Source organism: Pseudomonas sp. BRG-100 (genome assembly GCF_000737955.1).
Classification (GTDB): domain Bacteria; phylum Pseudomonadota; class Gammaproteobacteria; order Pseudomonadales; family Pseudomonadaceae; genus Aquipseudomonas; species Aquipseudomonas synxantha_A.
This window is the reverse complement of sequence record NZ_JPRX01000001.1, coordinates 2,529,578-2,550,678: the sequence shown is the minus strand read 5'-3', so window position 1 is coordinate 2,550,678 and position 21,101 is coordinate 2,529,578. Positions and strand designations below refer to the sequence as shown.

The window sequence follows — 21,101 nt, the reverse complement described above, 5'->3', positions numbered from 1 at the left end:
TGGGAGCTGGCTTGCCTGCGATGCAGACCCCTTGGTGTATCAGTGACACCGAGGTGATGCTATCGCAGGCAAGCCAGCTCCCACATTGGGTTTTGTGTTTATCCGGTCAGGCGCAGCAGTTCCCCGCCGCCAACTCCTTGAGTATCGGGCAATCGGGCCGATGATCGCCCTGGCAGTGTTCCATCAGGTCCTGCAGGGTGTCGCGCAGTTGCCCCAACTCGCGAATCTTGTGGTTGAGCTCGTCTATGTGCTGGCGCGCCAGGGCTTTTACGTCGGCGCTGGCCCGCTGCCGGTCTTCCCACAAGGTCAGCAGCTTGCCGACCTCTTCCAACGAAAACCCCAGGTCCCGCGAGCGCTTGATAAACGTCAGGGTGTGCAGGTCGTCGTGGCCATACACACGGTAGCCGCTATCGGTGCGATGGGCCGTTTTCAGCAGGCCGATGGATTCGTAGTAGCGAATCATCTTTGCACTCAGCCCGCTGGTGCGGGCGGCTTGGCCGATGTTCATGGGCGTTGATCCTCCAGGTCCTTGGGTTTCCAGGTTTTCAACAGCAGTGCATTGCTCACCACGCTGACGCTGGACAAGGCCATGGCAGCCCCAGCCAGTACCGGGTTGAGCAGGCCGAAGGCGGCCAGGGGAATGCCGATCAAGTTATACACAAAGGCCCAGAACAGATTCTGTCGAATTTTTGCATAAGTCTTGCGGCTGATCTCCAGCGCGGCCGGCACCAGGCGCGGGTCGCCGCGCATCAGGGTGATACCGGCGGCGTGCATGGCCACGTCGGTGCCGCCGCCCATGGCAATGCCGATATCGGCAGCGGCCAGCGCCGGGGCATCATTGATACCGTCGCCCACCATGGCCACCACCCCGGTTTTTTTCAGCTCGGCAACGGCGGCAGCTTTGTAAGCCGGCAGCACTTCGGCGTGCACGTCATCGATCCCCAACGCCTGCGCAACGACCCGTGCACTGCCGTGGTTATCGCCGGTAATCAGGTGGCTGCTGATGTGCTGCGCCTTGAGTTGTTGCACCGCCTCAAGTGCGCCGGGCTTGAGGGTGTCGCCAAACGCAAACAGGCCCAGCACACGCGGTTGCGCACCTTGCTCGATCAGCCAGGACAAGGTGCGGCCTTCGGCTTCCCATTCCTTGGCACGCTGAGCCAAATCGCCTGCGTCCAGACCGGTTTCCTCCAGCAGGCGTCGATTGCCAAGCGCCAGTGGGCGACCGTCCAGCGTACCGGCAATGCCGCGTCCGGTCAGGGATTGGCTGGCGCTCACATCGGCCACGTCCAGACCTTTCTCTTGGCAGGCATCCAGCACGGCTTTGGCCAGCGGGTGTTCACTGCCGCGTTGCAAGGCGCCGGCCTGTTGCAATAAGAGGGCTTCGTCGCCGTCTACCGCCGCCAGGTGCGCAATTTTTGGCGCGCCGGAGGTCAGGGTGCCGGTCTTGTCGAACACTACGGCGCTCACGGCATGGGCGCGTTCCAGGGCTTCGGCATCCTTGATCAGAATACCGTGGCGTGCTGCGACGCCGGTGCCGGCCATGATCGCGGTCGGCGTGGCCAGGCCCAGGGCACAAGGGCAGGCGATCACCAGCACGGCGACCGCATTGATGATCGCGGTTTCCAGCGATGCGCCATACAACCACCAGCCCACTACGGTGATCAGTGCCAATACCAACACGGCCGGTACGAACACCTGGCTGACTTTATCCACCAGTTTCTGGATCGGTGCCTTGGCGGCCTGGGCGTCTTCGACCAGGCGGATGATGCGCGCCAGCACGCTCTCCGCGCCCAGGGCCAGGGTGCGCACCAGCAAACGGCCTTCACCGTTGATGGCGCCACCGGTGACCGGGTCGCCGGGCTGTTTCGGCACCGGCAGGCTTTCGCCGCTGATCAGCGCTTCATCGGCATGGCTTTGGCCTTCCACCACCTCGCCGTCTACCGGGAAGCGTTCGCCGGGTTTGACCAGCACCAGGTCACCGTGCTTCAAGGCATTGATCGCGACGTCTTCTTCGCGGCCATCCAGCACGCGGATCGCCCGTTCCGGACGCAAGGCTTCAAGAGCGCGGATGGCGCTGGCGGTCTGGCGCTTGGCGCGGCTTTCCAGGTATTTGCCCAGCAGCACCAGAGCGATGACCACCGCTGAGGCTTCGAAGTACAGGTGCGGCGTCACGCCTGGGGCGGCGGTGAGCCATTCATAGATACTCAGGCCGTAGCCGGCGCTGGTGCCGATCGCCACCAGCAGGTCCATATTGCCGGCGCCGGAGCGTACGGCTTTCCACGCGGCGACGTAAAAGCGCGCACCCAGAATAAATTGCACCGGTGTAGCCAGGGCAAACTGTATCCAGGCCGGGAGCATCCAGTGCAGGCCGAAGGGTTCTACCAGCATCGGCAGCACCAGGGGCAGCGCCAGCACAATCCCCGCCACCAGCGCCCAGCGTTCGCGGCGCAGGCGCCCGGCCTGGTCGGCTTCGGTGGCGGTTTCGCTTTGTGGCAGGGTGGCGGTGTAGCCGGCCTTGTCGACTGCGGCGATCAACACGCTGGCATCCATCGGGCCGAGCACTTCGATATGGGCGCGTTCGTTGGCCAGGTTGACGCTCACGCGTTGCACCCCCGGCACCTTGCCCAGCGCGCGTTCGACGCGGCCGGCACAGCTGGCGCAGGTCATGCCGCCGATGGGCAAGTCAAATGTGGTGGATCCATTCATGGGGCAGTCCTCCAGAAGAAGTTGCCACTAGGATCAACCTTAACCTGTGGGGAAGGTCAAGCGTCTTCAGTATTCCAATGCGGCAGGTTTGAGGTACATGCCGTCCTGGCCCTGGGCAATACGCAATTTGCGGACATCACCGGCTTTCAACGTAATGTTCTGCGCCGCTGGCGCCAGCATCCCTGGCTGGCAGCCCGGGGACTGGCCTGGCAATAGCTTGAGGCGCAGCGACACGTTACCTGCGGGCAGATTGAACGAGGTGGCTTGTTCCTGGAACAGGCGTCCGGCCAGTTGGTCCTGAAGATACAGGCCAATTTCGCAATTGGTGGGTACTTCCAGGCGTTCGCGGGAAATGATCAGCACCGCATAATCTTCAGCGGCGAGAGCCTGGGGCGCAGCGGCAGACAAGCTCATCAGGCCGGCAAGGGCAAAAAACGACCAGCGCATGGCGAATGCTCCATGGTTCACAGCGAGGAAAGTTGAAGCTTGGCCGACGTCGCCTGCGAATACCAGCCCGGCCGATTTTTTTGAAACTTGACCTTGCCATCATGGCAAGCTTGAGACTGGGTTCAACCTCATCAAAGGAGTCATGTCATGCAAATATTCAGCGTTGAAGGAATGACCTGTGGCCATTGCGTTAAAGCGGTGACCCAGGCGGTACAGAGCCAGGACCCGGCAGCGAGTGTCGAAGTAGATTTGGGCGCTAAAGAAGTGCGCGTGGCAAGCAGCCTGCCCTCGGATAAGGTCATCCAACTGATCACCGAGGAGGGCTACACCGCCAAACTGGTGTGATTTTTTCTGATCGTTAGCGACCTAACGTAATGTTCACGGCACCCAAGCGCGGCTAGACTGTCGAGCTGCCGACTCACTTGGGTGTCTGATGAACCTTCGCATAATCCTGATTCTGGGCGCCTTGAGCGCCTTCGCGCCGTTGGCGATCGACTTCTACCTGCCGGGCTTTCCTGCCATGGCCACGGCCTTTGCCACTGACGAAAAACATATCCAGTTAACCTTGGCGGTGTATTTCGCCGGCCTGGCTATCGGTCAATTGATCTACGGCCCGCTGGCTGACCGTTTCGGTCGGCGCGTGCCGCTGCTCAGCGGCGTCACCTTGTTTACTCTCGCATCCTTCGCCTGTGCCTACGCGCCGTCGCTGGAGTGGCTGATCGGCGCGCGTTTCGTGCAGGCCCTTGGCGGTTGTGCGGGCATGGTGATTTCCCGGGCGGTGGTCAGTGACAAGTGCGACGCGGTGGGCTCGGCCAAGGTGTATTCGCAACTGATGCTGGTCACCGGCCTGGCGCCGATCCTTGCGCCATTGGCGGGTGGGCTGATGGTCGGGGTGTGGGGCTGGCAGTCGATTTTCCTGGCACTGTCGTTGTTCAGCGTGATGGCGGCTATCGCCGTGGCAGTCGGGTTGCCGGAAACCTTCCCGGCCGATCAGCCGCGCCAGCCATTGTCTGGTTCGTTGCGCCGCTACGGCTCGCTGTTGTCGGACCGCGTGTACCTGGGCTATGCCTTGACTGGCGGCATCTCGATTGCCGGGATGTTTGCCTACATCGCCGGCTCCCCCTTCGTATTTATCAAACTCTACGGCGTGCCTGCCGAGCATTACGGCTGGCTGTTCGGTTCCAACGCAGCCGGCTTTATCCTGGTGGCGCAGTTGAATGCGCGGTTGCTGGCCAAGCGTGGCCCGGCGTTTTTGCTGTCGCGTACGGTGTGGGTCTACGTGGCGGCAGCGTTGACGCTGCTGGGGATTGCCGCGCTGCGTACTGAGGCGCTGTGGCCGTTGCTGGTGCCGCTGTTTATCTGCATCGCCAGCCTGGGCTGCATTTTGCCGAACACCTCGGCCTGTGCCATGAGCGGGCAAGGCGCACGGGCGGGCAGTGCCTCGGCGTTGCTCGGGTGTATCCAGTTCGGCGTGGCGGCGGGTGCGGCGTCGCTGGTCGGCGTGTTGCATGATGGTACGGCGATGCCGATGGCCATGGTCATCAGCTTGTGCGGCGTGCTGGCGGTAACGATTGCAATGTCGACCCAGCGCCTGCAACGGGCAAGGGCCACGCAGGCGCAGGTCTGATAGACGGGTCAGCCAGCGGCAGAGCGCTGCTGGACGAGGGGGAAACGGTGGGGGGCCTGTATCCGCGCTTGCAGGGTGTCAACGAAGGCGCGGGCCTCGGCTTCACTGCGGAAGGTGATGGCTTCGCCGTCGAGACGAACCTGCCATTGGCTGCCTGGGGATTTTGCTGACGCTTTTATCAGGATCTTCATTGCTGACTTCCTCGCGTAAAAGACTCGTGGCAAAGGCGGCCAATATAAACCCGAATCCCCTTAAAAATATGACAAGGGTCAACTCTCAGACTAATGGTGTCGTCCATTACTTACATGAATAACGGACGACACTGACAGTCGTTTTTTCAGAACCCTTCCAGCACGATCTTGCCCTTGGCCTTGCCGCTTTCCAGCAGTGCGTGGGCACGGCGCACATTGGCTGCATTGATCACACCGAAATGCTCGCCCACCGTGGTTTTCAGGGTGCCGGCGTCGATCAGATCGGCCACGCGGTTAAGCAGGTTGTGCTGCTCGATCATGTCGGGGGTCTCGAACATCGAGCGGGTGTACATGAACTCCCAGTGCAGCGACAGGCTCTTGCGCTTGAGCTTGCTTACATCCAGCGCCTTGGGGTCGTCGATCAACGCCAGCTTGCCTTGGGGTTGCAGCGCTTCCACCAGTTGATCCAGGTGATGCTCGGTTTGGGTCAGGCTGGCGACGTGGGTCACTTGCCCAAGGCCTGCCTGTTTTAGCGCTTCGCTCAGCGGCTGGCTGTGGTCGATCACTACGTGGGCGCCCAAGGCTTTGGCCCATTCCTGAGTCTCGGGGCGCGAGGCGGTACCGATGACTTTCAGCGCCGTGAGTTGGTTGGCCAGTTGGGTCAGGATCGACCCCACGCCGCCGGCAGCGCCGACGATCAGCAGGCTCTGGCCGTGATCTTCCTTGCCTTCGGGTATTTGCAAACGTTCAAACAGCAGCTCCCACGCGGTGATAGCGGTCAACGGCAGCGCGGCCGCTTCGGCAAACCCCAGGCTTTTGGGCATATGACCGACGATGCGTTCATCGACCGTATGCAGTTCGCTGTTGCCGCCTGGGCGCACCAGGGAGCCGGCGTAGAACACCTTGTCACCGGCTTTGAACAGCGTCACATCGCTGCCGACCGCCTTGACCACACCGGCCACGTCCCAGCCCAACACCTTGGCGTCGCCATTTTCCGGGGCGACGTTGTGGCGCACCTTGGTGTCCACCGGGTTGACCGAGATGGCTTTGACTTCCACCAGCAGGTCGCGCGGGCCGGCCACGGGCTCCGGCAGCTCTATATCTTGCAGGGATTTTGGGTCGTTGATCGGCAATGACGTGTAGTAGGCAATGGCTTTCATGAGGGCTCCGGTAAAAGGTCTGAGTGATATAGCTAAGAACGGGATGGGCAGATGATTGGCTATTTCCTACGCAGATAAAAGCGGCTAAAACAGCAGTCTGTTTCAACCAAATTTTGATAATTGGCGGAATTCCATGCTGCGTTTTGATGATTTGCAGTTGTTTGTACGTGCTGCGGACCTGGGCAGCCTGTCGGCGGCGGCACGGGTGATGGACCTGTCACCGGCAGTGGCCAGCGCCGCGCTCAAGCGTATCGAACAACAGCTGGGCACGCGTTTGCTGGCGCGCTCCACCCGCAGCCTGCGCCTGACTGCCGAAGGCGAGGGCTTCCTGGAATATGCGCGTGCGTCATTAAGTGCGCTGGACGATGGCCGGCGCTTATTGGCCAGTGGCCAGGATCATGTGAGCGGCGTGCTGCAATTGTCGGCGCCGTCGGATTTTGGTCGCAACCAGCTGTTGCCGTGGCTGGATGAGTTCCAGCAGCAACACCCGCAACTGAACGTGCGCCTGTTGCTGGGCGATCGCATTGCCGACCTGTTCCGCCAGCCAGTGGACATAGCCCTGCGCTATGGTGAACCCGAAGATTCCAGCCTGGTGGCTCTGCCCATCGCCCCGGACAATATTCGTGTGCTGTGCGCCGCGCCGAGCTACCTCGCCCGGCATGGCGAACCCCAGCATCTGGAGCAACTGGCCCAGCACAATTGCCTGCTGTACATGCTCGGCAGCCGGGTGCATGACCATTGGGGGTTTTATGACGGCAAGCGCCACGTGAGCCTGACAGTCAGTGGTGACCGGTTCAGTGATGACGCCGATGTGGTGCGGCGCTGGGCGGTGGCGGGCATGGGCATCGCTTACAAATCCTGGTTGGATATCAGCACCGACGTGCTGGCCGGGCGCTTGCGTTTGATCCTGCCGCAGCTGCAGGGCGAGCGCACACCGCTCAACTTGCTATGTGCCCATCGTGCGCAATTGAGCAAACCCATCAATCTGCTGCGGGAGATGCTCGTGTCCCGCTGTGCGACCTTGACGGCGCAACGACCGGGGCGAACGGCGACTGGGCAATAGCCTGCGTAATGATCGGAAATTTCACTCATACCCTGTCCTGATCCGAGCTGTCGGAGGCCGCGGAACCTGCTGCGTGCGCACCTATACTTTGGCGTCAACCGCAGCAGAAAAATGGTCTTACAGGGAGTGAATACATGGAAGCAGCACCTTGCATCAGTCAGATCGCCAGCTTGCTTGCCGAGCCCAAACGCACGGCCATGCTCTGGGCCCTGATGGACGGTTCGGCGAAGTCTTCAGAAGAGCTGGCAACGCTGGCCGGGTTGTCGCCGGCGTCGGCCAATGCCCATTTGGCGCGGCTGACCGGCAGCGGTTTGCTGCGGACCGAGGCCCGACGTGGCAAGCGCTTGTTTCGCGTGGCGGCTGCGGATGTGAGTGCCGCCATTGATGCGCTGGCCAGCACCACCATGGCCAGCGCGGCGCGCAGCACACCGCAAGCCTTGCCGCCGGCACTGATGGCACCGCAGTTGTTGCGCCGTGCCCGCTGGTGTCACGGCCATCTCGGCGGCGAGTTGGCGGCGCAGTTGTATCAACGGATGCTTGAGGCCGGATGGTTCGAGCGCCATGAGCAGCGTACCGAGGTTACGGTCAAGGGCGCGCAGCATTTGGCGGACCTGGGGATTTTTATCCAGGCCCTGGCAGCGCCGCTGGTGTGCGACTGTTTCGACTGGAGCCAGCAGCAACCGCATCTGGGCGGAGCATTGGGGGCGGGGTTGATGCAGCTGTTTCTGCAGGCCAACTGGATCAGCGTGATCAACGAGTCGCGTGCCTTGTCAGTCAACGAGGCAGGGCTCAGGGAGATCAGCCGGCTGGCGGCACGTTAAGCGCGTCGTTCAGAGCTGCAATCAGGTCGCATCCAGCAATAGCCAGGACAAACGATGCCGCACACTCGCCAAGGGGATTTTTCATACGGGGGGATGCGGCATGGTCAGGCAGGGTTATAGCGCAGCACAGCGGCTGGAACGGTTGCCCATCAGCGGTTACCACCGAGTCATCTTCATCATCATTGCCTTGGCGTTTTTCTTCGACTCCATGGACTTGGCAATGATGACCTTTCTGTTGGGCTCGATCAAAACCGAGTTTGGCTTGAGCACGGCCCAGGCCGGGTTGCTGGCCAGTTCGAGTTTTTTCGGCATGGTGGTGGGTGCTTCTCTTTCTGGAATGCTCGCGGATCGCTTTGGGCGCAAACCGGTGTTTCAGTGGAGCATCGTGTTGTGGGGCGTGGCCAGTTACCTGTGCTCCACGGCGCAGACAGTGGAGGCGTTGACGTTGTTTCGGATCCTGTTGGGCATTGGCATGGGCATGGAGTTTCCTATTGCTCAGTCGATGCTGTCGGAGTTGATTCCCGCCAAACGGCGCGGGCGTTACATTGCGTTGATGGATGGTTTCTGGCCGTTGGGCTTTGTAGCCGCCGGGGTGCTGTCGTACTTTTTGCTGCCGGTGATTGGTTGGCGCGACATCTTCCTGGTGTTGGCGGTACCGGCGGTGTTTGTGTTGGCCATCCGCTTCTTTATTCCAGAGTCGCCGCGTTGGCTGGAACAGGCCGGGCGCCACGAAGCGGCGGACAAGGTATTGCTGGGTATCGAGCAGAAGGTACGCGACTCCCTGGGCCGCGCCGATTTGCCGGAGCCGATGGCCCTGCCATGGGTAGAGAGTACGCCGGGTACATTCTTTTCCGCGTTCCAGCAGCTGTGGTCGGCGCAGTACCGCCAACGCACGATGATGATCTGGAGCGTGTGGTTCTTTGCCTTGCTCGGGTTCTACGGGCTGACGTCGTGGTTGAGCGCGCTATTGCAGCAATCGGGTTTCGCCGTGACCCAGTCGGTGTATTACACGGTGATCATTTCCCTGGGCGGGATCCCCGGCTTTTTGATGGCGGCCTGGCTGGTCGAGCGCTGGGGGCGTAAACCGGTGTGCGTCGTGACGCTGCTGGGTGGCGGGGTGATGGCGTTTCTGTATGGGCAAAGTGCTGTGTTTGGCGGCAATGTGGCCCTGCTGATCACCTCCGGGTTGTTGATGCAGTTTTTCCTGTTTGGCATGTGGGCGGTGCTGTACACCTACACGCCGGAACTATATCCCACTTCGGCGCGAGCTACAGGTTCCGGATTTGCGTCAGCAATTGGCCGCGTAGGCTCGTTGCTGGGGCCGTTGGTGACCGGGTTGGTATTTCCGATAACCGGGCAGGGCGGGGTATTTGCCTTGGGGGCGTTGTGCTTTGCCGTGGCGGCGCTGGTGGTGTGGGTGTTCGGGATGGAGACCAAGGGCAAGACGCTGGAAGAGCTCACCCAAATCTAAAGGTCAGCGCAAAACCTATGTGGGAGGGGGCTTGCCCCCTCCCACATTTAGCCTGCATTCGTTCAATGATGGCCGGTTATGGCTTTACGAGCCGCGCATCCAGGCTGTTCTGCGCCAGGCGTTTGGCCTGGTCCTGGGTCATGCCCAGGGAGGTGTGCAGCGCGTGGAAGTTCTCGGTGACATAACCGCCGAAGTAGGCCGGGTCGTCCGAGTTCACGGTGACTTTCACGCCACGTTCGAGCATGTCGAGGATGTTGTGCTGTGCCATGTCGTCGAACACGCAGAGTTTGGTGTTGGACAGCGGGCATACCGTCAGCGGGATCTGTTCGTCGATGATGCGCTGCATCAAGCGTTCATCTTCAATGGCACGCACGCCGTGGTCGATACGCTGGATTTTCAGCAGGTCGAGCGCTTCCCAGATGTACTCGGGCGGGCCTTCTTCGCCGGCGTGGGCGACGGTGAGGAAGCCTTCGTGGCGGGCACGGTCGAACACGCGCTGGAACTTGCTCGGCGGGTGACCCATTTCCGAGCTGTCCAGGCCCACGGCCACGAACGCGTCACGGAACGGCAGGGCCTGGTCGAGAGTTTTCTCGGCTTCGGCTTCGCTCAGGTGGCGCAGGAAGCTGAGGATCAAGCCGCTGGTGATGCCCAGTTGCTGCTCGCCATCTTTAAGCGCAGCGGCGATGCCGTTCAGCACGACTTCGAACGGGATGCCACGGTCGGTGTGGGTTTGTGGATCGAAGAACGGTTCGGTGTGGATCACGTTTTGGGCTTTGCAGCGCAGCAGGTAGGCCCAGGTCAGGTCGTAGAAATCCTGGGACGTGCGTAGCACATCGGCACCTTTGTAATACAGGTCGAGAAACTCTTGCAGGTTGTTGAAGGCGTAGGCCTTGCGCAGGGTGTCGACGTCGTTCCACGGCAGCGCAATCTTGTTGCGCTCGGCCAGGGCGAACAGCAACTCAGGCTCCAGCGAACCCTCCAGGTGCAGGTGCAGTTCAGCCTTGGGCAGGGCGTTGAGCCAATCGTACATAGTTAAAATCTCATCAGGTGCAATGGCGGCATTCTACAGGCCATGGCTGAAATAATCGGCAAAACCTGACCAGCAGGAGAGTATTTGTGTCACTCACGCAAGGGTGAGCTGAACTAAGGTGTAACGAAACGTTAGCGGCTTGGCGCAGTCTGTACCCCATCAATGACTGATTCGCTGCACGAAAAGGCCCGTAATGCTCACACACCTCAAGCAAGAAAAATTCATGCTGCTGGCGCTGATTGCCGCCATTGCGGCTTATCCGCTGGAGCACTGGATGCTCCACAGTGGGCAACTGGTGGCCCTGCTGGCCGGTGCTGCGCTGATTGCGTTTATCGTAATGGCCTCAATGCGCGTAGCCCACCACGCCGAGCAGTTGGCAGAAAAGGTTGGCGATCCCTACGGCACCATGATCCTGACCCTCGCGGCCGTGTTGGTGGAAGTGGTGATCCTGGCGATCATGATGAGCAACGAGCCATCGCCCACCCTGGTGCGCGATACCATTTACTCGGCGGTGATGCTGGATATCAACGGTATTCTCGGCCTGGCCGCCTTGATGGGGGGCATCAAGCATGGGGAACAGTCCTACAACGATGACTCAGCGCGCACCTACAGCGTGATGATCCTCACCGCCATGGGCGTGTCGATGGTGGTACCGGAATTTATCCCCGAGGCCGATTGGAAAATTTACTCGGCCTTCACCATTGGCGCGATGGTGGTGCTCTACACCTTGTTCCTGAGGATGCAGGTAGGCCCACACAGTTATTTCTTCAGCTACAGCTACCCGGAAAAACGCCGCAAGAAATCAACCGAAGAAGAACACACACCGCCCGTTAACCTCGCGTTCTCGATAGGCACGTTGGTGTTTGGCGTGATTGTGATTGGCGCGTTGGCCGAGGTGATGTCCAAAACCCTGGATCTGGGCCTGGAAGGCACGGGCGCGCCGCCGGTGATCACGGCGATTGTGGTGGCGGCTATCTCGGCCGCGCCAGAAATTCTGACGGCATTGCGCGCTGCATTGGCCAACCGTATGCAGTCGGTGGTGAATATCGCGTTGGGTGCTTCGTTGTCTACGGTGATCCTGACGGTGCCGGTGATGGAAGCCATGGCGCTCTATAGCGGCCAGCCGTTCCAGATGGCGATGACGCCGGTGCAGACGGTGATGGTGTTTATCACGCTGATTGTCAGCGCTATCAACCTCAACGATGGCGAGACGAATGCCATTGAAGGGATGACTCATTTTGTGTTGTTTGCGACTTTTATCATGTTGTCGCTGCTGGGGCTGTAACTGTTTTTGATGACGCCGTAGACCCAATGTGGGAGCGAGCAGGCCCCCCTCCCACATTTTGATCGGCGTCTGGCTCAGGTGCCGGCGATGAGTTGGCGAGCCGCCTGGGTGTGATCGGCGATCAAGCCTTTCAGGTCCAGGCCTTCGACTTGGCCGTCGATCACCCGCCACTTGCCGCCGATCATCACTCGATCCGCCCGGTCCGCACCGCACAACAGCAGCGCTGAAATTGGATCGTGGCTACCGGAGAAGCGCAGTTCATCAAGTTTGAACAATGCCAGGTCAGCCTGCTTGCCTACGGCCAATTCACCGATGTCCGTTCGGCCCAGCAACTGTGCCGAACCTTTGGTTGCCCAGCCCAGCACGCCTTCTGGGGTGATCTTTTCTGCGCCATAACGCAGGCGCTGAATGTACAGGGCCTGACGCGCTTCAAGGATCATGTTCGAGGCATCGTTGGACGCCGAGCCGTCCACGCCCAGCCCGATGGGCGCGCCGGCGGCAAGCAGGTCCAGAGTCGGGCAGATACCGGAAGCCAGGCGCATGTTGGAGCTTGGGCAGTGGCAGATCCCCGTACCGGCGGCACCCAGGCGTGCGATTTCATCCGGGTTGAAGTGAATGCCATGGGCCAGCCAGGTGCGTGGGCCGAGCCAGCCGACGCTGTCGAGATAATCCACGGTACGCAGGCCGAAGCGTTGCAGGCAGAAGTCTTCTTCGTCGAGGGTTTCCGCCAAGTGGGTATGCAGGCGCACATCCAGGCGGTTGGCCAATTCGGCGCTGGCTTGCATGATCTCGGGGGTGACGGAAAACGGCGAGCACGGAGCCAGGGCAATCTGAATCTGCGCGCCGTCACCCCGCTCGTGATATTCGCGGATCAGGCGCTGGCTGTCGTCAAGAATGATTTGGCCTTGTTGCACGGTCTGCTGCGGTGGCAGGCCGCCATCGGCTTCGCCCAGGCTCATGGAGCCGCGGGTGAGCATGGCGCGCATCCCCAGTTCGCGCACGCTGGCTACCTGCACATCAATGGCGTTTTCCAAACCATCGGGGAACAGGTAGTGGTGGTCGGCCGCCGTGGTGCAGCCCGACAGCAGCAATTCAGCCAGGGCGACTTTGCTGGCCAGGGCGAGTTTTTCCGGGGTAAGCCGCGCCCATACCGGGTACAGCGTTTTCAGCCAGGGAAACAGCGGCTGGTTGACCACCGGGCCCCAGGCGCGGGTGAGGGTTTGATAGAAATGATGGTGAGTGTTGATCAGCCCGGGCAGGACCACATGTTCGCGAGCATCGAACACCTGCGTGCAGGGTTGTGCCGGTTCTTGGCCCTGGGCCAGTAATTCGGTGATCACACCGTCTTGCAGCACCAGGCCGCCACGGGCGTCGAGGCCATTGGCAGTGAAAATCGCGAGGGGGTTTTTTAACCAGATACGGGTCGCAGGCATTGGCCGGCTCCTCTGAATGATGGGTTCAGGTTTGCCAGCTCAGTGTTGCCCTGTCTGCTGATCCAGGGTCGCCGGGGAGGGCGAGGGGGCTAGATTACGTGTAGTTCATTACGGGGTCTAGCTGTAGGAGTAGGTACAGAGTGGGAGGGGGGCTTGCTCCCGATAGCGGTGGGCCAGTCCACACAGCATTGACTGACACTCAGCCATCGGGAGCAAGCCCCCTTCCACAGGTTGATCGGTGTATTTACCAGGCGATGGGGTCGCCCTTGTAGTCCACGAAGTGATGGCCGCCCTTGCCGGTGTAGGCATTTACTTGATCCACCAGGCCGCGCACGCTGGTGTCGACGTCGATATGTGCGTTCTCTCCGCCCATGTCGGTTTTCACCCAGCCAGGATGCAGCGACAGAACCGTCGGCTTGTGGTCGCCCAACTGGGTGATAAAGCTGTTGGTCATTGAGTTGAGGGCAGCCTTGCTGGCCTTGTACAGCGCCAGGTCCGAACCGTCGGGAATGGTCACGCTGCCCAGCACCGAACTCATGAACGCCAGCACGCCGGTGTCTTTGCGGATCTGCCCGACAAAGCGCTGGGCCAGGTTGATCGGCGCCACGGCGTTGGTGAAAAACAGCTGGCCGACCTCTGCGAGGGTGGCGTGGCCTGGCGCCTGGTTCGCCGGGCCCTTGACGCCAGCGTTGACGAACAGCAGGTCGAAGGTGCGGTCTTTCAAGCGTTGGGCCAGGGCGATCACGGCTTGCTGATCATCCATATCCAATTTCTCGATCTGCACCGGGCCCACGGCTTTGAGGGCATCGGCCTTGTGCGGATCACGCACGGTGGCGGTGACGTCCCAGCCATCCTGGAGCAGTTGCTTGACCAGGCCAAGGCCCAGCCCGCGCGAGGCGCCGATGATCAGTGCGGTTTTTGGCGTAGACATGAAGGCTTCCTTTGAAGTCGCGGTTCAGGGAGTTCAGCGCCTAACAGTAGCAGTTTCAGCGTTGCAGCAGGATGCGCCCACGGCTCAGGTCGGCGAGCTGGGTTTGCAGGGTGTCGATGTGTGCCCCTGCCAGCGCAAGGTGTAGCTCCACGCCGTTGGCGGTGAAGGTTTCTTCCAGCACTAAACCGCCGAGTTCGGCGACGCGCAGCTTCACCAGGTTCAGCTCGGAGAACCCACAGGCGCAGCTCAGGGGCACACGGCTGATCAGTTCGATACGCTCGGCATTTTGCAGGCATTTGTTTGCGCCACCACCGTAGGCACGGGCGAGTCCGCCCGTACCCAATTGAATGCCGCCGTACCAGCGGATCACCAGCACCGCGACCTGATCGAACCCCTGGGCCTCGATAGCCGCGAGGATCGGTCGCCCGGCGGTGCCACCGGGTTCGCCGTCGTCGTTGCTGCGGTATTGATCGCCCAGCTTCCAGGCCCAGCAGTTGTGCGTGGCGTTCAGGTCGCTGTGCTGCTCGAAAAACGCCTGGGCGTCCTGCGGGCTGGTGATCGGCACCGCCAAGGTGATAAAGCGGCTTTTGCGTATTTCTTCACGAAATTCGCAAAAGCCTGTCAGCGTAAAAGACATAACTCGCTTCGTTTTTATAGGGCCGGCTTGATGCCGCAGCCTTTGAGAATGATATGGATCAGGTTGGTGCCGGCGTCTTCCATGTCCTGCTTGGTCAGCTTGGTGCGACCGGTGACGCGGCAGATCTGGGTGGCGAAGTCGGCGTAGTGCTGGGTGCTGCCCCACAGCAGGAAGATCAAGTGCACGGGATCGACGGGGTCCATTTTGCCGGCGTCGATCCACGCCTGGAACACCGCGGCTCGGCCACTGAACCAGGCGCGATAGTCCTGACCGAAATATTCGGTGAGGCATTCGCCGCCGCTGATGATCTCCATGGCGAAGATCCGCGAGGCTTGTGGTTGGCGCCGCGAGAACTCCATCTTGGTGCGGATGTAGCGCGCAAGCGCCACGGCCGGGTCATCCTCGGCGGTCAACGCGTTGAAGGTGCTGTCCCATAATTCGAGGATATTGCTGAGCACCGCGATATACAGGCCCAGCTTGTTGGTGAAGTAGTAGTGCAAGTTGGCCTTGGGCAGCCCGGCACTGGCAGCGATGGTGTTCATGCTGGTGCCTTTGTAGCCATGGCGGGCGAATTCATCTTCAGCAGCCTGGAGAATAGCTTGTTCGTTCTTTTGCCGAATGCGGCTGGCGGGTTTACCGGCGTGGTTGCTGTGGGCAGGAACTTCGAGGCTCATGGAGGTTTCCGTGCTGATCGATAAAGGCGACGTGTGCACAGATAACCCACCCTCAAGCCTCAGACAAGTCCCGATGCAATAAAACCGTCAAAGCGGCTCCAGGCTTTCGCTTTGCGCTGTTGGGTTTGTAGCGCATGTACTCACCTTGGCTTCCGGCAGCAACAGGCACAATACGATGGCGGTGAGGCCGCCGCTGGTGATGGCCGAGTCGAACAGGTTCTGTACCAGTGTCGGCATCAGGTGCAGCAAGTTGGGTTGAGCGGCGATACCCAGGCCGACGCCAAACGAGGTGGCAATGATCAACATGCTGCGTCGATCCAGCGGCGCCTGGGCGAGGATACGCACGCCGGCGGCGGCCACGCTGCCGAACATCACCAGGGTCGCGCCGCCCAGCACCGGCTTGGGGATTTGCTGCAGTACGGCGCCGATCAATGGAAACAGGCCCAGACAGAACAGCAGCACACCGATATACAAACCGACGTAACGGCTGGCCACGCCGGTGAGCTGGATCACGCCATTGTTCTGGGCAAAGGTGGTGTTGGGGAACGCGCTGAAGGTGGCGGCAATCATGCAGCTCACGCCATCGCCCAGCACGCCGCCCTTGAGCCGGCTTATATAAGATGCACCGCTGATGGGTTGGCGGGCGATCATGCAATTGGCCGTGAGGTCGCCGACGGTTTCGATGCTGCTGATCAGATAAATCAGCGCAATCGGCAGGAAAGCGCTCCAGTCAAAGTTGATACCAAACCGGAACGGCATCGGCAGGCTGATCAAGGGCAAGTCGGGCAGGGCTTGGGGCACCAATTTACCGCTGAACCACGCCGCGAGGCTCCCCAGGGCCAGGCCGATGATAATGGCGCTCAAGCGTACCCACGGGGTATTGGAGCGGTTGAGCAGGATGATTGTCAGTACCACGAACAGGCCGAGTGCCAGGTTCGCAGGGGCGCCGAAGTCTGGCGCATTAAAACCGCCGCCGAGGTCGGTAATCCCCACTTTGATCAGGCTGATGCCGATCAACGTGATGACGATCCCCGTTACAAGGGGGGTGATGACACGACGCAGTTGGCCAATGAAGCGGCTCAACACGATCTGCACCGCCGCGCCGAAGAAGCACACGCCGAAGATCATCGCCAGAATGTCTTCCGGGCTGCCGCCGCGTTGCTTGACTAGAAAGCCTGCCGCCAACACCGCGCCGAGAAACGCAAAGCTAGTGCCTTGCAGGCAGATCATACCGGCGCCGATACCATACGGCCTGCGTGCCTGGATGAACGTGCCTACACCGGACACCATCAGCGCCATGCTGATCAGATAGGGCAGGTGGGCGGTGAGGCCGAGCGTGGAGCCGATGATCAGCGGCGGAGTAATGATGCCGACGAACGCCGCCAGCACATGTTGTAGTGCTGCCAATAGAGCCGGCAGTGGTTTGGGGCGATCGTTGAGGCCGTAGATCAGGTCGCTGGGGCTGGCAGATTCTGGTGGCATGGCGGGTAGACTCGAGGCGGACGGTTCAAGGTCCTTGTGCCTTGCAAAAAGCTGTCCATGTGCTCAGCTTTTTGCGTGAGGCCCGAGTTAGCGCGTCGCGGCCAGGCTTTCAAGGAAACTTTCCAGCACCAAATGAGGGCGCCGGCCTTTGCGCGTGACCGATGCCAGGCTCAAATCGTAAAAACGTGTAGCCGGTTTCAGCGCGCGCAGTCGGCCTTGTTGCACCCACAGGCTGGCGTAGTGATCGGGCAAGTAGCCGATATAGCGGCCAGTGAGGATCAGGAACGCCATGCCTTCACGGTCCGAAGCGCTGGCCGTGCAGTTGAGCGCCTGGTAGTGGGCCTGGATCTCTGCGGGGAGGCGAAAGGTAGGGGCGATGGCGTCCTGGCTGTCGATGCGCTCGTCATCGAGTTGTTTGTTGTCGGCATAAAACAGCGGGTGCCCGACCGCGCAATAAAGCAGTGAGCGCTCGCTGTACAGCGGTTGGTATTCCAGACCTGACAGGGCGCTGGCCTGGGGCACCACGCCGACATGCAGACGGCCATCAAGTACACCTTGTTCTACTTCATTGGGGGCGATCATGCGGATCTGGATCTGCACGTCCGGGCCGCGTTCCTTCAACTGCGCCAGTGCGTGGGTGATGCGCATATGCGGCAGGGTGACGAGGTTGTCGGTGAGGCCGATGATCAACTCGCCGCGCAAATGCTGGTGCAGGCCGTTGACCTCGGTGCGAAAGCTTTCCAGGGCGCTCAACAATTGCAGGGCTGACTGATAAACCTCGCGGCCTTCCTCCGTCAGGGAAAAACCGGCGCGGCCGCGTTGGCAAAGTCTGAGGCCGAGCCGCTGCTCCAGGTCGCTCATCTGCTGGCTGATGGCCGAGCGGCCGATGCCGAGTACGGTCTCTGCCGCCGAGAAGCCGCCGCATTCCACCACGCTGCGAAAGATGCGCAGCAAGCGAATGTCGAAGTCGCTGACTTGGGCCAAAGGGTCGGGACGACGGCTGCTCATAGTTTAGTGAAGTCCTGACTGAAGGTTAGAAGAGTTGGATTTCACCGACTTTATCCCCGTGGCAATTTAGCTGCAACAACGCTTTTTCAATCCCGACGCTGCCTTTTGCCTTGCGAGGTTTTGCTGATGAACATGCCCGAAAACGCCCCATCGCCCCTGGCCAGCCAACTCAAGCTGGATGCGCACTGGATGCCCTACACCGCCAACCGCAACTTCCAGCGCGACCCGCGCCTGATCGTGGCCGCTGAAGGCAGTTGGTTGACCGATGACAAGGGGCGCAAGGTTTATGATTCGTTGTCGGGCCTGTGGACCTGTGGCGCCGGGCATACGCGCAAGGAAATCCAGGAGGCGGTCGCCAAGCAATTGGGCACCTTGGACTACTCCCCAGGCTTCCAATACGGTCATCCGTTGTCCTTTCAGTTGGCGGAAAAGATCACCGACCTGACCCCAGGCAACCTGAATCATGTGTTCTTCACCGATTCGGGCTCTGAATGTGCCGATACGGCGGTGAAGATGGTGCGGGCCTACTGGCGCCTCAAAGGTCAGGCCACCAAGACCAAGATGATTGGTCGCGCCCGTGGTTACCACGGTGTGAACATCGCTGGTACCAGCCTGGGCGGTGTGAACGGTAACCGTAAGCTGTTTGGCCAGGCGATGATGGATGTCGACCACCTGCCTCACACCTTGCTGACCAGCAACGCCTTCTCCCGGGGCATGCCGGAGCAGGGCGGTATTGCCTTGGCCGATGAGTTGCTCAAACTGATCGAACTGCATGACGCGTCGAACATCGCAGCCGTGTTTGTCGAGCCGATGGCCGGTTCCGCTGGCGTATTGGTGCCACCGCAGGGTTATCTCAAGCGCCTGCGCGAAATTTGCGACCAGCACAATATCCTTTTGGTGTTCGACGAAGTGATCACAGGCTTCGGCCGTACCGGCTCAATGTTCGGTGCCGACAGTTTTGGCGTGACCCCGGACCTGATGTGTATCGCCAAGCAGGTCACCAATGGCGCTATTCCGATGGGCGCGGTGATTGCCAGCAGCGAGATCTACCAGACCTTCATGAACCAGGCGACGCCGGAATACGCCGTGGAATTCCCCCACGGCTACACCTACTCGGCGCACCCGGTGGCTTGCGCGGCGGGCTTGGCGGCATTGGACCTGTTGCAGAAAGAAAACCTGGTGCAGAGCGTAGCCGAAGTCGCACCGCACTTTGAGAATGCGCTGCACGGTTTGAAGGGCAGCAAGAATGTGATCGACATTCGCAACTACGGCCTGGCCGGTGCTATCCAGATTGCCCCGCGTGATGGGGATGCCATCGTGCGTCCATTCGAGGCCGGCATGGCATTGTGGAAGGCCGGTTTCTATGTGCGTTTTGGCGGCGACACCCTGCAGTTCGGGCCAACCTTCAACAGCAAGCCGCAGGACCTGGACCGTCTGTTTGACGCGGTCGGCGAAGTGCTGAACAAGATCGACTGATTTCTCCTTCTATATAGAACAATTTTTCAGGAGCCCTGCATGAGCCTTATCCAGCATTTGATCAACGGTGAGCTGGTCAACGACAGCGGTCGTAGTGCCGACGTCTATAACCCGTCTACCGGCCAGGTGATTCACCAGGTGCCGTTGGCCAGCCGTGAAACCATTCAACAGGCGATTGACTCAGCCAAGGCGGCGTTTCCGGCCTGGCGCAATACGCCTCCGGCCAAGCGTGCCCAGGTGATGTTCCGTTTCAAGCAGTTGCTGGAGCAAAACGAAGCACGTATCTCGCAGTTGATCAGTGAGGAGCATGGCAAGACCCTGGAAGACGCGGCGGGTGAACTCAAGCGTGGGATCGAGAACGTGGAGTACGCGTGCTCGGCACCGGAGATTCTCAAGGGCGAATACAGCCGCAACGTGGGGCCGAACATTGATGCCTGGTCGGACTTCCAGCCGCTAGGCGTGGTGGCGGGTATCACCCCGTTCAACTTCCCGGCGATGGTGCCGTTGTGGATGTACCCGCTGGCGATTGTGTGCGGTAACTGTTTCATCCTCAAACCTTCGGAGCGTGATCCGAGTTCTACGTTGTTGATCGCGCAACTGTTGCAGGAGGCTGGGCTGCCTAAAGGCGTACTGAGTGTGGTGCACGGCGACAAAGGCGCGGTGGACGCATTGATTCAAGCGCCGGAAGTTAAAGCCTTGAGCTTTGTAGGCTCGACGCCGATTGCCGAGTACATCTATAGCGAAGCGACCAAGCGCGGCAAGCGTGTGCAAGCGTTGGGCGGGGCGAAGAACCATGCGGTGCTGATGCCGGATGCAGACCTGGACAACGCCGTGAGTGCCTTGATGGGCGCGGCTTATGGTTCTTGCGGCGAGCGTTGCATGGCGATTTCGGTGGCGGTGTGCGTGGGCGACCAGGTGGCGGACGCGTTGATCGCTAAGCTGGTGCCGCAGGTCAAGGCGTTGAAGATCGGCGCGGGCACCTCCTGTGGCCTGGATATGGGCCCGTTGGTGACGGGGCAGGCACGAGATAAGGTCAGTGGCTATATAGAAGAGGGTGTTTCGGCGGGTGCAGAGCTGGTCGTTGATGGTCGCGGCTTGAGCATTGCCGGGCATGAACAAGGATTTTTCCTTGGCGGCAGTCTGTTCGACCGCGTTACCCCCGAGATGCGGATCTATAAAGAAGAGATCTTTGGGCCAGTGTTGTGCGTGGTCCGGGTGGATAGCCTGGAAGCGGCGATGCAACTGATCAACGATCATGAATACGGCAACGGTACCTGCATCTTCACGCGTGACGGTGAAGCAGCGCGGCTGTTCTGTGATGAGATTGAGGTCGGCATGGTAGGGGTTAACGTACCGTTGCCGGTGCCGGTTGCATATCACAGCTTCGGTGGCTGGAAGCGCTCTCTGTTTGGCGACTTGCACGCCTATGGGCCGGACGGGGTGCGTTTCTATACCCGTCGCAAGGCGATCACTCAGCGTTGGCCGCAACGGGCCAGTCATGAAGCGTCGCAGTTCGCCTTCCCTAGTCTGTAAGACTCGATAAGCGAAAGCCGGCCCCCTTGGGGCCGGCTTTCGCGTTTCTAAGGCATTTTCGACCGATATGACAGAAATGTGAAAAAGAAGGTTGACGGCAGATTCTGGAAGCCTATAATTCGCCCC

At 60.5% G+C, this 21,101-nt stretch carries 20 protein-coding genes; 8 read left to right on the top strand and 12 right to left on the bottom strand.

Annotated elements, in window-relative coordinates; translation table 11 throughout:
• Positions 1-106 precede the first annotated feature (106 nt).
• From cueR to JH25_RS15945, 3 genes are all read right to left on the bottom strand, one after another.
• On the bottom strand, positions 107-508 hold the full coding sequence (cueR, locus tag JH25_RS15935; RefSeq protein WP_003188242.1) for a Cu(I)-responsive transcriptional regulator: 402 nt from the start codon (positions 506-508) through the stop codon (positions 107-109).
• Entirely contained in the window at positions 505-2,706 is a 2,202-nt protein-coding gene (locus JH25_RS15940; protein ID WP_032878076.1) for a heavy metal translocating P-type ATPase, read from the bottom strand. Before JH25_RS15940 ends, cueR begins: the two co-directional genes overlap by 4 nt.
• 66 nt (positions 2,707-2,772) lie before the next feature.
• Positions 2,773-3,153, bottom strand: coding sequence for a hypothetical protein (locus JH25_RS15945; RefSeq protein ID WP_032878074.1), 381 nt, complete (start codon positions 3,151-3,153; stop codon positions 2,773-2,775).
• A gap of 147 nt (positions 3,154-3,300) precedes the next feature.
• On the opposite strand from JH25_RS15945, the gene JH25_RS15950 reads away from it, so the two are divergent.
• Positions 3,301-3,498: a heavy-metal-associated domain-containing protein gene (locus tag JH25_RS15950; RefSeq protein ID WP_032878073.1), complete on the top strand. Its 198-nt coding sequence runs from the start codon at positions 3,301-3,303 to the stop codon at positions 3,496-3,498.
• An 88-nt stretch (positions 3,499-3,586) separates the two neighbouring features.
• Positions 3,587-4,780 (top strand): multidrug effflux MFS transporter, encoded by a 1,194-nt coding sequence (locus JH25_RS15955; protein WP_032878072.1) that lies wholly within the window; start codon positions 3,587-3,589, stop codon positions 4,778-4,780.
• A gap of 8 nt (positions 4,781-4,788) precedes the next feature.
• Here the strand turns inward: JH25_RS15955 and JH25_RS15960 are convergent, their stop codons facing one another.
• Complete coding sequence (locus tag JH25_RS15960) at positions 4,789-4,971, bottom strand: hypothetical protein (protein WP_032878071.1); 183 nt, start codon at positions 4,969-4,971, stop codon at positions 4,789-4,791.
• A gap of 146 nt (positions 4,972-5,117) precedes the next feature.
• A complete protein-coding gene (locus JH25_RS15965) occupies positions 5,118-6,131 on the bottom strand; it encodes a zinc-binding alcohol dehydrogenase family protein (protein ID WP_005784471.1) in 1,014 nt (337 codons plus the stop codon).
• Between the two features lie 133 nt (positions 6,132-6,264).
• Here JH25_RS15965 and JH25_RS15970 point away from each other — a divergent pair, with 133 nt between their 5' ends.
• From JH25_RS15970 to JH25_RS15980, 3 genes are all read left to right on the top strand, one after another.
• Positions 6,265-7,194: a LysR family transcriptional regulator gene (locus JH25_RS15970; RefSeq protein WP_032878069.1), complete on the top strand. Its 930-nt coding sequence runs from the start codon at positions 6,265-6,267 to the stop codon at positions 7,192-7,194.
• Positions 7,195-7,328: 134 nt separating this feature from the next.
• On the top strand, positions 7,329-8,015 hold the full coding sequence (locus tag JH25_RS15975; RefSeq protein WP_032878068.1) for an ArsR/SmtB family transcription factor: 687 nt from the start codon (positions 7,329-7,331) through the stop codon (positions 8,013-8,015).
• A 100-nt stretch (positions 8,016-8,115) separates the two neighbouring features.
• Positions 8,116-9,486, top strand: coding sequence for an MFS transporter (locus JH25_RS15980; RefSeq protein ID WP_032878067.1), 1,371 nt, complete (start codon positions 8,116-8,118; stop codon positions 9,484-9,486).
• Between the two features lie 76 nt (positions 9,487-9,562).
• Here the strand turns inward: JH25_RS15980 and JH25_RS15985 are convergent, their stop codons facing one another.
• Positions 9,563-10,516: an adenosine deaminase gene (locus JH25_RS15985; protein ID WP_005784479.1), complete on the bottom strand. Its 954-nt coding sequence runs from the start codon at positions 10,514-10,516 to the stop codon at positions 9,563-9,565.
• A gap of 193 nt (positions 10,517-10,709) precedes the next feature.
• Here JH25_RS15985 and JH25_RS15990 point away from each other — a divergent pair, with 193 nt between their 5' ends.
• Positions 10,710-11,801, top strand: coding sequence for a calcium:proton antiporter (locus JH25_RS15990; RefSeq protein ID WP_005784481.1), 1,092 nt, complete (start codon positions 10,710-10,712; stop codon positions 11,799-11,801).
• 74 nt (positions 11,802-11,875) lie between these two features.
• On the opposite strand, the gene JH25_RS15995 is transcribed toward JH25_RS15990, so the two are convergent.
• The 6 genes from JH25_RS15995 to JH25_RS16020 all read right to left on the bottom strand — a co-directional run bounded on the left by JH25_RS15995 (position 11,876) and on the right by JH25_RS16020 (position 17,966).
• Complete coding sequence (locus JH25_RS15995) at positions 11,876-13,234, bottom strand: 8-oxoguanine deaminase (RefSeq protein WP_032878065.1); 1,359 nt, start codon at positions 13,232-13,234, stop codon at positions 11,876-11,878.
• Positions 13,235-13,478: 244 nt separating this feature from the next.
• Positions 13,479-14,165, bottom strand: a complete 687-nt coding sequence (locus JH25_RS16000) for an SDR family oxidoreductase (RefSeq protein WP_032878064.1) — start codon at positions 14,163-14,165, stop codon at positions 13,479-13,481.
• Between the two features lie 55 nt (positions 14,166-14,220).
• On the bottom strand, positions 14,221-14,802 hold the full coding sequence (locus JH25_RS16005; RefSeq protein ID WP_032878063.1) for an IMPACT family protein: 582 nt from the start codon (positions 14,800-14,802) through the stop codon (positions 14,221-14,223).
• A 14-nt stretch (positions 14,803-14,816) separates the two neighbouring features.
• A complete protein-coding gene (locus JH25_RS16010; protein WP_005784489.1) occupies positions 14,817-15,476 on the bottom strand; it encodes a TetR/AcrR family transcriptional regulator in 660 nt (219 codons plus the stop codon).
• An 87-nt stretch (positions 15,477-15,563) separates the two neighbouring features.
• Entirely contained in the window at positions 15,564-16,958 is a 1,395-nt protein-coding gene (locus tag JH25_RS16015) for a uracil-xanthine permease family protein (protein ID WP_032878062.1), read from the bottom strand.
• Positions 16,959-17,045: 87 nt separating this feature from the next.
• Complete coding sequence (locus JH25_RS16020) at positions 17,046-17,966, bottom strand: LysR family transcriptional regulator (RefSeq protein ID WP_003188270.1); 921 nt, start codon at positions 17,964-17,966, stop codon at positions 17,046-17,048.
• Between the two features lie 126 nt (positions 17,967-18,092).
• Between JH25_RS16020 and JH25_RS16025 the strand changes: the two genes are divergently transcribed.
• Both JH25_RS16025 and JH25_RS16030 read left to right on the top strand, forming a co-directional pair.
• Positions 18,093-19,442 (top strand): aspartate aminotransferase family protein, encoded by a 1,350-nt coding sequence (locus JH25_RS16025; RefSeq protein WP_032878060.1) that lies wholly within the window; start codon positions 18,093-18,095, stop codon positions 19,440-19,442.
• Between the two features lie 39 nt (positions 19,443-19,481).
• Positions 19,482-20,975, top strand: a complete 1,494-nt coding sequence (locus JH25_RS16030; RefSeq protein WP_032878059.1) for a CoA-acylating methylmalonate-semialdehyde dehydrogenase — start codon at positions 19,482-19,484, stop codon at positions 20,973-20,975.
• Positions 20,976-21,101: the final 126 nt, after the last annotated feature.

What these genes read in the sequence shown, in the direction of transcription:
- cueR (WP_003188242.1), bottom strand. Translation starts at nt 508, where the DNA reads ATGAACATCGGCCAAGCCGCCCGCACCAGCGGGCTGAGTGCAAAGATG.
- JH25_RS15940 (WP_032878076.1), bottom strand. Translation starts at nt 2,706, where the DNA reads ATGAATGGATCCACCACATTTGACTTGCCCATCGGCGGCATGACCTGC.
- JH25_RS15945 (WP_032878074.1), bottom strand. Translation starts at nt 3,153, where the DNA reads ATGCGCTGGTCGTTTTTTGCCCTTGCCGGCCTGATGAGCTTGTCTGCC.
- JH25_RS15950 (WP_032878073.1), top strand. Translation starts at nt 3,301, where the DNA reads ATGCAAATATTCAGCGTTGAAGGAATGACCTGTGGCCATTGCGTTAAA.
- JH25_RS15955 (WP_032878072.1), top strand. Translation starts at nt 3,587, where the DNA reads ATGAACCTTCGCATAATCCTGATTCTGGGCGCCTTGAGCGCCTTCGCG.
- JH25_RS15960 (WP_032878071.1), bottom strand. Translation starts at nt 4,971, where the DNA reads ATGAAGATCCTGATAAAAGCGTCAGCAAAATCCCCAGGCAGCCAATGG.
- JH25_RS15965 (WP_005784471.1), bottom strand. Translation starts at nt 6,131, where the DNA reads ATGAAAGCCATTGCCTACTACACGTCATTGCCGATCAACGACCCAAAA.
- JH25_RS15970 (WP_032878069.1), top strand. Translation starts at nt 6,265, where the DNA reads ATGCTGCGTTTTGATGATTTGCAGTTGTTTGTACGTGCTGCGGACCTG.
- JH25_RS15975 (WP_032878068.1), top strand. Translation starts at nt 7,329, where the DNA reads ATGGAAGCAGCACCTTGCATCAGTCAGATCGCCAGCTTGCTTGCCGAG.
- JH25_RS15980 (WP_032878067.1), top strand. Translation starts at nt 8,116, where the DNA reads ATGGTCAGGCAGGGTTATAGCGCAGCACAGCGGCTGGAACGGTTGCCC.
- JH25_RS15985 (WP_005784479.1), bottom strand. Translation starts at nt 10,516, where the DNA reads ATGTACGATTGGCTCAACGCCCTGCCCAAGGCTGAACTGCACCTGCAC.
- JH25_RS15990 (WP_005784481.1), top strand. Translation starts at nt 10,710, where the DNA reads ATGCTCACACACCTCAAGCAAGAAAAATTCATGCTGCTGGCGCTGATT.
- JH25_RS15995 (WP_032878065.1), bottom strand. Translation starts at nt 13,234, where the DNA reads ATGCCTGCGACCCGTATCTGGTTAAAAAACCCCCTCGCGATTTTCACT.
- JH25_RS16000 (WP_032878064.1), bottom strand. Translation starts at nt 14,165, where the DNA reads ATGTCTACGCCAAAAACCGCACTGATCATCGGCGCCTCGCGCGGGCTG.
- JH25_RS16005 (WP_032878063.1), bottom strand. Translation starts at nt 14,802, where the DNA reads ATGTCTTTTACGCTGACAGGCTTTTGCGAATTTCGTGAAGAAATACGC.
- JH25_RS16010 (WP_005784489.1), bottom strand. Translation starts at nt 15,476, where the DNA reads ATGAGCCTCGAAGTTCCTGCCCACAGCAACCACGCCGGTAAACCCGCC.
- JH25_RS16015 (WP_032878062.1), bottom strand. Translation starts at nt 16,958, where the DNA reads ATGCCACCAGAATCTGCCAGCCCCAGCGACCTGATCTACGGCCTCAAC.
- JH25_RS16020 (WP_003188270.1), bottom strand. Translation starts at nt 17,966, where the DNA reads ATGAGCAGCCGTCGTCCCGACCCTTTGGCCCAAGTCAGCGACTTCGAC.
- JH25_RS16025 (WP_032878060.1), top strand. Translation starts at nt 18,093, where the DNA reads ATGAACATGCCCGAAAACGCCCCATCGCCCCTGGCCAGCCAACTCAAG.
- JH25_RS16030 (WP_032878059.1), top strand. Translation starts at nt 19,482, where the DNA reads ATGAGCCTTATCCAGCATTTGATCAACGGTGAGCTGGTCAACGACAGC.